Annotated in this window: 8 protein-coding genes; 6 read left to right on the top strand and 2 right to left on the bottom strand. The window is 33.8% G+C overall.

Going from position 1 to position 12,221, the window contains the following annotated elements; genetic code table 11:
* The first annotated feature begins 14 nt into the window (after positions 1-14).
* Both K5X82_04300 and K5X82_04295 read left to right on the top strand, forming a co-directional pair.
* Complete coding sequence (locus tag K5X82_04300) at positions 15-842, top strand: DUF4465 domain-containing protein (protein ID QZT38126.1); 828 nt, start codon at positions 15-17, stop codon at positions 840-842.
* Positions 843-1,028: 186 nt separating this feature from the next.
* The gene (locus tag K5X82_04295; protein QZT38125.1) at positions 1,029-2,354 is read left to right on the top strand and encodes an IS1380 family transposase; all 1,326 of its coding nucleotides are present in this window, start codon (positions 1,029-1,031) and stop codon (positions 2,352-2,354) included.
* 75 nt (positions 2,355-2,429) lie between these two features.
* Here the strand turns inward: K5X82_04295 and K5X82_04290 are convergent, their stop codons facing one another.
* Positions 2,430-3,857: an IS66 family transposase gene (locus tag K5X82_04290; protein QZT38124.1), complete on the bottom strand. Its 1,428-nt coding sequence runs from the start codon at positions 3,855-3,857 to the stop codon at positions 2,430-2,432.
* An 876-nt stretch (positions 3,858-4,733) separates the two neighbouring features.
* On the opposite strand from K5X82_04290, the gene K5X82_04285 reads away from it, so the two are divergent.
* The 3 genes from K5X82_04285 (at position 4,734) to K5X82_04275 (ending at position 6,987) form a co-directional block, all read left to right on the top strand.
* Entirely contained in the window at positions 4,734-4,943 is a 210-nt protein-coding gene (locus K5X82_04285) for a hypothetical protein (protein ID QZT38123.1), read from the top strand.
* 6 nt (positions 4,944-4,949) lie between these two features.
* Positions 4,950-5,654 carry an IS630 family transposase gene (locus K5X82_04280; GenBank protein ID QZT39079.1) on the top strand — a complete coding sequence of 235 codons (705 nt, stop codon included), beginning with the start codon at positions 4,950-4,952 and terminating at the stop codon, positions 5,652-5,654.
* Positions 5,655-6,684: 1,030 nt separating this feature from the next.
* A complete protein-coding gene (locus K5X82_04275; GenBank protein QZT38122.1) occupies positions 6,685-6,987 on the top strand; it encodes a hypothetical protein in 303 nt (100 codons plus the stop codon).
* Positions 6,988-7,119: 132 nt separating this feature from the next.
* Here the strand turns inward: K5X82_04275 and K5X82_04270 are convergent, their stop codons facing one another.
* Positions 7,120-10,782 (bottom strand): hypothetical protein, encoded by a 3,663-nt coding sequence (locus K5X82_04270; GenBank protein ID QZT38121.1) that lies wholly within the window; start codon positions 10,780-10,782, stop codon positions 7,120-7,122.
* 756 nt (positions 10,783-11,538) lie between these two features.
* On the opposite strand from K5X82_04270, the gene K5X82_04265 reads away from it, so the two are divergent.
* Positions 11,539-12,171, top strand: coding sequence for an NAD(P)H-dependent oxidoreductase (locus tag K5X82_04265; GenBank protein ID QZT38120.1), 633 nt, complete (start codon positions 11,539-11,541; stop codon positions 12,169-12,171).
* The last annotated feature ends 50 nt before the right edge of the window (positions 12,172-12,221 follow it).

Here is a 12,221-nt window from a genome sequence, read left to right as displayed (position 1 = left end):
GAAAGAGCCATTCAATGGAAGAAGGAGATTCTTTTGCTAAGAAATTTGGAGGAGATCAAGGAACTGACCCCGATTGGTTTTTATTGACCGCAGAAGGGGTTGATGAAAAAGGAGACCTGATAAGTACAACTTCTTTTTATTTAGCTGACTTTCGTTTTAAAGATGATACTAAAGATTATATTGTTAAAGATTGGCAGTGGTTTGATTTAACCTCACTGGGCGAAGTTGCAAAAGTTCGATTTAAGGTAACCTCTTCTGATGTGGGAGGGTATGGAATGAATACTCCAGCATATTTCTGTATAGATAATATAGATGAGCCTAGATTGCAATATGTCGGGAATTATGAGGTTGTCGAGTTAAATGGCTTGAGCACTGAGATTGATTTAGAGACATGGTTTAATGATCTGAACGGTTCACCTATTACTACTCGTGTGATCTCGATGCCAAAAGGGACTAATGCATCCATTGAAGATAATCTTTTAACTCTTCAACGTGACGTAAAAGGTGCTGTTAATGGGCAACTCGTTATTATGGCTGTTTGTGAGAAGATGTCGAAAATGGTAACCATTGATATAAAGTCTGAAGTTGCATCAGATGTTTCAGATTTCGTGACTAAAAAGTCGCTGACTCTATATCCTAATCCTGCTTCTCATATGATTACAGTTGAAGGCATTTTATCTATTGAAAGTCATTCATACAAGATCGTTGATATTCAGGGTGCTGTAGTTAAACAAGGTGCTTTGGACTCTAATAATCAAATTGACATACAGAATTTAATTTCTGGTGTATATTTTATTGTATTAGATCAAGAGAAAGAGTATTTGAAATTTATGAAGAAATAAAAACTTTAGATGTTCGAAATGAAAGGGTAGAGGAGGCTTGTGTTTCTCTACCTTTTCTATTTTCACCTAGATTTGGCGACTTAACAAAAAAAAACGAAGAAATATTTATTTATATTGTTGATTATCATTATCTTAAGTTATTGAAAACAAAATTATTTGATTCACTTTTAAGAAATACTCTTGATCATGTCAACGATAACAAAAATAGGTATTTCACGCTCCAAATTATCAGATCGAGCTGGACTATCACTGATTATGAATTTTATTAAAAACATTGGATTCTATTCCCTAGTATCAAACAAGTTTCTATCAAAGATCGCCTACAGTGGGTATGGTTTAACATTGGAATCATTTTTTTGTCAAATGGTCGCACATTTTATTGATGGAACTCACAGTTCAATCTGTTCCTTTGATAGAAAAAAACTCAGTGCATCATACGCACCCGTTATTGGTATTGAGAAGAATGAATTAGCCTCTAGTTTTCAAATAAAACGATTCATAGTAAAACTGTCACAACTATCAAACAGTGAACTGTCTGAGATTCTAAATGAACTCTTTATTTGGCGATTACTACATGAAAAGCCTAAGGTTATTGTTCTTGGGGTAGACACAATGGTAATGGACAACAATTATTCAGAGAAGAAAGAAGACAATAAACCGACGTATAAAAAAGTAAAAGGTTTTCAACCTCTTCATATATCATGGGAGAACTCCCTTATAGATGTCCTATTTCGTCCTGGTAATCACCACTCTAATCATGGCAATGACTATACCGAGAGAGTAAAACATATTGTAGATTTGATTAGATCTCGTTATAGCGAATCTGTCCCTATAATCGTTTGTTCAGATAGTGGTTTTCTAGATGAAAAAGCATTCAACTTTTTTGATCAGTTGAATATCTCTTTCATTACAACAGGAAAAATGTATAAAGACATAACCTCTGAACTAGAACACATTAAACGAGGTGATTGTGAGAAATATACTAATGGAACGTTACAATGGGATCTCTATGATTTTGGCAATAAATTAAAGAGCTGGAGTAAGTTTTGGCGCTGCATCGCAACTTCATTGTCTCGAGAAGAAGATGGTCAGAGGGTATTAGATCTGTCAGGTCCTGACAATCTGATTTACACCAATATTGGAAAAAATAAAATCTCAGACGAACGATTTAAAAAAGTAGATATGAGTGATATTTTAACTGCGAAAGGTATAGTTCAGTTATCTCACCATAGAGGTGCAGACGAATTGATTCATCGTAGCCTAAAAGAGTTGGCTACTACTGAATCATTGCCATTTAAGAAATTTAATCAGAATAAGGTCTATTACTATATTCTGGCAATGAGTCATTCACTTTTTGAGGCTTATAAGAATGACATTTCCTACGATAAAATATCGGCCAAAGCATATCCAAATACATTTAGAAGAAAATTAATCGATTTTGCTGGTGAAATTGTTGAAGGAGGAAGAAATACAACTTTAAGAATCGCAAAAGAGGTACAAGAAGAATTGTAACTACTCAGGTAGTATTATAGTTTAGCCTCTATTAGATTTTAAATAGAGCTTCAAGAAGATAACTTTCAAAATTATCTATTCCCAGCTTAAGTTAACATTATTGCATGATAGCCAATATGCGATCATGTTCAGAACACTCTTTCCTTGTTTCTTTAATGTGTCGGTTATAGATCGCAACATGGCATACCTCTGCGCCCCTTCTTCTGTGCGATATCCCTTAGACACATTCTGTTTTACCTTGATGTTACGCATTGCTCTTTCCGAAGCATTATTATCAAACGGTACTTCATAATGATTTAAGAAAGTAAACACACTATCGATTTTCTTTATTAATCGTTGTCGTAATGTTCTGATTTCATCGAGCTGATCGTCATTTATGTCGATATTCAGAAGTTCTAATAATTTGGTCTTAAATGATGCTTCCTTATCTAGTGGGAAATCTTTTTCTTCAGCTTCCCGTTTTAATTTCATGGCTTCTGAAAAGAGATCTAATATATCTTGTGCCCATCTATTATTGGTCTGTTGCTTTATGTAGATTAATTCGCGTTGTAAATGAGCTAGACATAGTTGATAATGTTTGGCAGGGGTCTTTAGTTGAGAAGCATAGCAGTCACTTACTAAAGTAGCATTAGTAAATCCATCTTTGAAATTTTCTTCCACAACTTTATACCCTCTAGATCTATGTGCTGTGATAAAAGTTAGTTCATAATTTTGCCAAACCCACATCCATCCTTTACTGCCATCTATTTTACAACCTGTTTCATCAGATCCAACTATATTGGCATCTTCAATAGATTGACGTAGAGATTCATATAGGGGAGTGAATACCTTTTCTGCATGTTTTAAAATATTGTCAATAGTTCCATCTCCTATTTTATAGGAAGTCAGCTCTTCTACTAGCGAACTAATCCGATTTAAAGGGATATAGTGCTCTATATGCAGACTAAGAATTAGCGAACGTATGTTGGGACCATATTGAACTGGTGCATTAACATTGGATGGCATAGCTCCTTTATGGATTTGTCCACAACTGCATCTATTCTCATAAAGACGATGCTCAATACATATAGGTTCAATAACAGGGGGGATATCAAAAACTTGACGCTTGCATAGCAACCTAGCATCCTCAGGATTCAGTCTATTTCCACAACTACACTTAGCTAAAGGATGATGAGATTCGATATCGGTCGGTGTGGCATCTTGAAATAAAGTCATGCCTTTATGACCAAGTTGACCTCCTGATTTTTTATTAGATTTCTTGCGAAGAGATTGGTTCTTCTTTACTGTTGATAAATCTCTAGATGGAGGAAAACTGCTATTACCACTATTTTTCTTGCTACGTGATAGTTGATCTTCAAGAGTCTTAATCTTAGCATGAAGCATCGCATTTTCTTCTGACAAAGCTCTTACCTCCGACATAACAATGTCTAATTTTGCCAGTAAAGATTGTACTTGCTCTTTTAATGCCTTGTTTTCTTTTTCTAAACGATCAACTTTATTCATGCCTGCAAAGATCTATTCTTATGGTCAAAATAGAAAAGATAACAACTAAAAGTAATCAACAAATACATTGTTATTTATCAACATTGTACACCAAATCAACGTGTTTGAAGTTTTTGTCGGTTAAAACCTATCTGAAGAACCTGAGTAGTTACGAAGAATTTGATATTAAAGAATTATGGGAAAGATGTTTAAAACCTCCAATTGTATTATTTACAGCAGCTTAGTATTTGAATCTTGTATTGAAAGAAAAATTAAACCGAACGGTAATGGGAAAGGTATACCCTAAAATAAAAAGGTAGAGTTAGTATCGTAATAGAAATCTAAAATATGACTAGAATAAGACCAAAAACTTACCAGAAAACACTCTTGCTTCAAAAAAAAATGAGATGGCGACTTTGATTTATGCTGATAATCTATAATCGCCAAATTTAGGTTTCATATTTTAGTGTATTAAAACACTTTATCGTTTGTATTGAAATTAGAGGTTTCCTAATTCGTTTAGCTTATTCTTATTTCTGAGACTATCCGTTTCGTGTAAAATATCAAAACTCCTCTTTCTTGAAGTGTTGATATTTTGTAGTTTTGAGATACTAAGCTAAATTGATATAAATAATGCTATTTCGTATTCCGATTCTAACTATAGTTTTACTGTTTGGTTCTTTGATTAAGGCTAATGATTTTGTGGATCTATCCCCCCAATAAATCTTTATTTCAAGTTATTAACCCAATGGTAATATATCGATAATGTTTACTGTCTTTATTCCATGTAAAAAATAGACTATCGAACGCTACCTGAATCGGAACGTCTCATTCAAAGAAAGAATGCGATTCGTTTAATAAAAATGGGTAAAAAGAAGCAAGATGTAGCAAAACTTCTTGGAGTTCGAGCCTACGATATCTTCTTGGGTAAAGAAAAACAAGGCCAATGGTCTTTCAGGATTACAATCAAAGAAGAATGGTGTAAAATCAGAAGATTTAAAGTTACTTACCCTAGAACAAGAAAAACTAATACAGAGTCTAATTCTTGATAAGATGCCTGATCAGCTAAAGCTAAACTTTGCTTTATGGACAAGAGAGGCTGTATAGGAGCTTATTCTAGATCAATTTGGTATAGTTATAGCAATAACTACTACTGGCGACTATCTACGTCGTTGGGGATTTACCCCACAAAAGCTAAAAAAGAGAGCTTATGAGCAAAACTCTGTCGCTGTTCAAAAGTGGCTAGATGAAGACTATCCCTCTATCGCAAGAAAAGCAAAAGCTGAAAATGCCGAAATATATTGGGGAGATGAAACGGGAGTAAAAAACAACTGCAATCATGGACGTAGTTATTCCCTAAAAGGGAGAACTGCTGTAAAAAAGAGTATGTCTAAAAAAACCTCTATTAACCTGATTTCTACAGTAACAAATCAAGGTAAAGTTCAATTTATGATCTACTCTGGTTCGATGAATTCAGACCGATTAATTGAATTTATGACACAACTTATAAAGACTTCTAAGAAGAAAATATTTTTGATATTAGACAATCTTAAAATACACCAAAGTAAGGTCGTAAAAGAATGGTTATCTGATAATAAGAATAAAATAGAACTCTTTTTCTTACCATCAGACACTCCTGATAGAAATCCCGATGAATTTCTGAATTGCGATTTGAAACAAGGTTTATCTATAAAGCCCTCACCTAGAACACAAGAGAAGTTAACCCAAAATGTCAAAGATCAGATGACTATGCTTAAAGAATCACCTTATAGAGTGAAAAAATACTTTAAAGCTGATAGCATTAAATACGCAGCTTAAAATAACGTAAAATCACTGTCGGGTTAATACATTGACGTTGGAGGTCGAAGTTTGTGCCAATTCATTGGCACGCCTTGCACGTTGTTTGGTCTTTGAAATGGTCGATATCGGTTTATGTTTCCTTCTCGTGCCAATGAATTGGTACAAACTATGCATTACGTCATCGAAATAAATGTCCACAAAAGGTTGATGCGTAAGAGTGAAATAACGATGATATGTCTTAAACTGATCTATAACACCACATCATGACTAAAAGGCTATTATTCCCTGACTTTCCTTTGAGATGGCTCGAAGTACATTCAAAGTTCACTCGAAGTACCTTCATCGATTTTGCGTTTTGGGTGAGGAAATTTCGAACCTACTTCTAGTGATATTCAAAAGATGGCAGGAGATAGTAGTGTGATATTCAGGAGAAGGTGGCTTTAAAGGAGGCCTCTCTTTGAAAATCATCTATTTAATGATCAAATCCTGTGTAGAAATTCGTGCCAATTTTCGGGGCATGATTTGTGGAAATGATGCATCTGAATCAGGAATGATATGTAATCATTTCCACCTGGTCTTCTTTGGACATCCTAGTATCCTTCTCCCACCTTCCTAAGGGGTTGATAGGAGTCTCCTCCTACCTTTGTCCATGGTTCAGCCATGGTTCGTCCATCGATTTCGGGGGTATCGGTGGTTGAATCATGGCTAAACCATGGAGTAATCTTGGACAAAGGTGGGAGGAGGTACTTGTCAGATCCCTAGGAGGTAGTAGGGAAGATGTGCTTGCCATTATCCCAATGGGCATTAGCAGGGGTGTTAATTCGAATATTTGGTGTGAGGTAATTCTCTTTTTGAGAAGTGATTTGATTCTATGAATATACTAAAAATAGTAATATAGATTCTTGATTATTTGTTTTTTATGTGGTTGACGTTGATATCGTAGGACCTTAACTATTATATTTGTTCCTATGCTGTGGTTTCGAAACTGCGATAGAGAAGGGGATAAGTAGAAAAAGAAGATCTTATTGATGAAACGAAAAATGGATTTATGGCTTTAAGTAAAATAGAATTGGAAGAGTTTATGATGGAGCTACAGAGGGCTTCGAATGATTTAGGTTCAGAGGAGATCGTATATGCTTCTGAGTGGATTTATCTGTTACCTACACATGGTTTGTATATTAATGAGATTGCTTTGGACTTAGAGTATAATATTCCTACGGGGTGGGATGGATTTGGTCAGGAGGATCTTGATGAACTGGAAACGCGTGGTTTCTTAATGAAGATATCTGAGACCAAAGAAGATCCAATTGACTTTGAAAAGGAGATTGTATATCGAATAATAAAAAACTGATACAGCATATATTTGTTTTGTGTATCAAATATATGCTGTATGTCCTCTATCGTTGTTATTATTATAGATATTATGGTGCCGAATTAAGTTGCTCCATTTTTAAGAGTCTTGTTGGTTGTCTTTAGCTACAATCTATTTCAACTCTAAATCATCGTAGTTTGTATCTTCAGGATAACCATTATGTTTAAGCCATAGCTCGTTATATCGTTCTCTATAATTATCAAGAAAATCTAGTTGATCGTTTGGAATATAACAGGAGTTATTGACTAAGATACCTAAGCTACTTTCCTTATTTTCTGATTCATTCATTACACTTTTCAGTAAAAAGAGGAGGTTTTCAGGGTTAGTGTAGTTTTGTATTGGAAACCCCTCAAGTACTTCCCACGAAGTGTACTTTGTAATATTAGAATGAATATAATTGATTAGTTTTTGATTCACAGGCTTATCTTTTAACGAGAGGATAAATTCATAGTTTGAATTTTCAAATGCACCTTGATATTTATCTTGTTCCCAATGTTCTGTCGGAATTAACTCTTCTATAAATTCATCTTTGTTACGTCTTTGTAAGTAATCAAATTCATATTTTGCTTTTGAAATATGATTGTTAAACAAGATCATTGTCTTAATCATCTTGGAGTTTATTCTGTATAAATTATTTTCATAGACCGCCTTCATTATCTTTCTTGGTGTGTCATAATCTTTAATAATCATCAGATCAGTCATATAGATACAGTTCTTAAATTTAAGACTAATGTGATCGTTATTTGCCCAGTTGATGAAATTGTGTAATTGCTGGTCATCAAAATTGAGGAGGTAAAATTGATCCATCTCATTCTCTAGCACATCTTGAAGTTTACTTCTTTTTTCAGGTTTAGGATGTTTAATAGAAATGCTCTCAGCTAGATCATTATCTTTAAATAAATAGGCAATAAAACGAGATTGTGTTTTATAATTTGATAGTAATTTGTCGAAAAGCCTTGATTGTTTGTTATTGAGTATTGGAACGATTATACAGTGTTGCTTGAAACTGTGATCATACCTATTATCAATAGTCAATTCTTGTAATAAATTCATGTAAAACTCCTGCAACCATTCTTCGTTCTCATTTTTAATAATTGTAGATGCTATATACTTTTCAACGATCTCTTTGTTGTTTGTTTTATTGGTGCTTTCGTGGGAGTGAGCAACCAAGTAGCTAATGATGTCAATATTGATCATTTGTATTGCTGAGAATTGCTCTTTAGAAATGAACTGTACTAAGAGCTTCGCATTTATGATAGCATAATAAGGTGATACTGGCGTGTTGGTATATAGTTGATTAAGAAATAGACTATCTGATTCCGCTAATATTTTATTGTTTTCAGAAATGATGGAGAGGTATCTCTTTGTAATAAGATTCTCATCTAATAATAGAAGTTGTAAATATTTAAACTGTTTTTGACTAATTGTATTGTGGTATTCTCCAAGTAGTATCTCCCAAGAGAAGGGTATCTCGAATTCTTTAAGTTTGTTGTGTATCTCTTGTAACGATCTGTTTTTTAGGGTGAAATTAAACTTTTTTTCGTTTAATAAATGAGAGTATTTTTCTTTAATTCTCATATGTTTATGTCGAATATTAAAATCATCCTCAGCTAGAAGCTCTGACATGAAAGCTACAACATTATATTGTGCTTTATTTTGGATGACGTCTTTAATTGAGTTTTCAGATTTTTCAATTTGTTCATTGGGTAATGAGAATTTTTTCTCTTTTATGATTGCATCTTTAGAAATTTGTACTGAGTCAGAATTGAGGTACTTCCTCATACCCTTTGGGAATTTATTACTGTCATAATCAATAATCAGCTCTTCAATAGAATTGGATGGTTCGGTTTCTATCGAGAACTGGACCTGTTTTTTTAAATAATCAATTTCTGATTCTGCATATTCAATGATTGCATCCTTTCCCTCATTAAATATGTAATGAAGCATAGAATCTATTTTATGAATATTTGCGAACTGTTGAGCAAATAGTGTCTTAAATACCATCAATGAGAATAGCTCATTCGTTTTATCTCTGATGTCGAAACTCTCATTTAACAGGCTTTCACTAACTATTTTTAGGTCGTCATTAGACTTTATCATAGAAGAGGGGTCATCAATAGATAGACCGAATGATTCTATAACCGTATTAACATTCTCGGCACTAATCTCTATAGATTCCCCATGATGAGTTATATTGAAATAATCACGATTTAAATATGTTGCATCATAAGGAATATCATTTTCACCATTCTCTTCTCTGTTATAAGATGGAATTTGTTTTAACAGAGAGAGCTTATTTACAAGATGTTGATTCCATTGTGGTCTTATCTGTTTGTGCCAATATAAAGTGAAATCATTTAGAAGTCCTTTTATCGTTCTGTAATCCGAGAATAACGGGCTTAGAATTATTAAGACTCGTGTGTCAATGGGGAATATTACAGGGTCTGAATAATTCAAAATATTCTTTTCTTTATTCTCCAATGAACTATGTAGAACTCTGTCTAGTAAGGTGTGGTCAATCTTAAATTCATTTGATTGGACATTGTTGTAAATTTGATTTATTGAACCTGTTCCTGTACTAAAAGGAACAATCGAAATATTTAAATCAAATAATTTAGCTCTCGTCTCAGGATCAGTTATTATATCATCTTTCAATGCATAAAAGAATGTAACTTTTTTGTTTTTACGTTTAAACTCAAAGCTATCGTTGATATTTTTATTCAGTTCTCGGAGTTTTGTAAAAAGTGTTATTGCATTAGGCAATCGATCAATATCTTCGAAGACTACCACATCAAGATTTGCACTATGGAATAATACCATAATATCATGAAGATTTTCATCGATAATTGAGCCACTAATTTGATGTTCACTTTGGATTTTGCCAAGATTTAGTTGTAGTTTTTTAAAGTTCCCTTTGTAAATTCCGTAGTAGAGACAACGAAAAATAAAAAAGAAGCTAATACCTAATATCACAAATGGTGACATAAGCAATATTGCCTTACGAAGCCAAAGAAGCATAGTGTATGGTTCAATTCTATAGTTCAGGGTATAGATGGTTCCGATGATTGAAATAATGATGATATTTAGAAGTAGAACGAAATGGGTTCGATTATTTTTTAAGGCTTTTGAATTCCATAAATGAGTCAACGATGTTGTGACTAAATTTGTAGAAAAAAAGTAGGATAGGGCTATTGTCAGTACTATATATAACCAATTTTCTGAGGTTGAATTAAATAGTAGGTTTGATTTTACAATAGAATAATAACTACTAAGATTCCCCTTAATACCAAAATATATAATGGCTAGTATTGAAAGGATAGATAGCAAATATGCCTTCCACATATGAGTAAGATCAATATTTGTTTTACTTTGAAAACGACTAAATCTTAACAACTTGGGATCTATTTGATAGAAAAGTTGTTGGAGAATATTTACCTCGAGTTCAGTTGTTTTTTTATACTCGACCTCTTCTTTAGTCTTTTGTTGTGTTAAAGGTTCTGAATCAATAGTGTTGGCTTGCTTTGAATGATTGATTTGTGGTTCTTCACAGAAGCTGGCTAAAGAGACGATGGCATGTTTGTCGTTGTTGTCTTTCGGAGGATAGTGGTGAAAGAAGCTATGGATTATGGTGCTTTTTCCTGTTCCATAGGCTCCAGTAATGGCAAAGTTTTTGACCGAAGGATCTTCTATCGCTTTTTTGATGGCATCGAAATATATTTGGTTCTCCTCTTTCTCTTCCTTGGTGAAGATATGTGGCGTTAGTAGTTTCAGCATGGTTTGTCGGTTTGCTTTCATGTTCGGCTATAAAAGTAATGAAAAAGTGTTAAACGGATGTGCTGTTTGGGTAAGGAGTCTTCTTACAAAAGGGTGTTCCGATTGAAAAGAGATTATAAATCTGGAGAAAAGGGATAGGCGATGTTCTTAACTCCTCTATCCCAATATATGAAATTTAGAATGAATTAAGCTGCTGGTATTGGTTTGCTAAACCGATACACTCTTTCTGTTTGTCCACTACTTTTTGATAGAATTCTTTAAATTCTGTGTAGTATCTTGTAGGGATGGTTGTGGCATTGATGGTTAATACGGACTCGATCTTTAATGCTCCGATTAGTTGTGTTATTTTGTTGCTGTAGGAGCCAATCTGATCCGATAGTTCTAGTGGAGTAGACCTTATATTGTCGTAATTATTGTAGCGTAAAGAGATGATCCTAAATGCAGTCTATATGTTTGCTCTAACAATGAGTTATAGTAGGTATTGAACCATTGCTGTCGAGATAAAGGTAATTACTCAGATTGTGATATTGCAATTTTAGAATGTGCCTTCCAATTTTATCACTTTTATCCAGAAGTATTATTCGATGTTTCTTTTCGACATCTCTTTTCTATTTAGTGCGAAATGTAGTTTTTAATTAAGATTAGGAGCATGACAACCATCCAAATAAAGCGTTGAGGATTAAATAGGTCTGAACTTTTATTATAATAATTTGTTCTCTTATATAGAATTCTTGTTTAATACCATATTTGTTAATTATGAAATTACTTGAACAATTGCAATGGCGCTATGCGACCAAACGTTTTGCTCCGGAGAAAAAAATATCTAAAGAACAGTTGTTAGAATTAAAAGAAGCGATCCGGTTGGCTCCTACCTCTTTTGGTTTACAACCATTTAAGGTTTTCGTTGTACAGGATTATGATATCAGAAAGAAACTTCAAGAGTATGCTTGGAATCAACCACAAATTGTGGAGTGTTCTCATCTATTGGTTTTTGCATGTAAGGAGGAGTGTACAAGAAAAGATGTGGATGAGTATATACAATTAATTGCAAGTGTCAGAAAGTTGCCTGTTGAGGCGTTGAATGACTTTAAGGAGATGATGTATGGTTGGATTGATAAGATGACTCCAGAACAGATGGAGGAGTGGACTACTCGTCAGGTTTATTTGGCTTTAGGAGTGGCATTAACTGCTACAGCTACGATGCAGATTGATGCATGTCCTATGGAAGGTTTTGATCCTATTGCTTTTGATGAGATTCTTGATATTCGATCGAAGGGATATGGAACTAAAGTCTTGATAGCTATTGGTCACCGGTCGGATATTGATCATACGCAATCGATGAAAAAGGTACGTAAAGGAGTGGATGAACTGTTTGATGAGAACTATTAAATAAATATCATTACAGATAAGAATAAAGGATGCTTTAGCATCCTTTACCT

Source organism: Prolixibacteraceae bacterium, from assembly GCA_019856515.1.
Taxonomy (GTDB): Bacteria; Bacteroidota; Bacteroidia; order Bacteroidales; family Prolixibacteraceae; genus Halosquirtibacter; species Halosquirtibacter xylanolyticus.
This window is presented reverse-complemented; position numbering and strand designations above follow the sequence as displayed.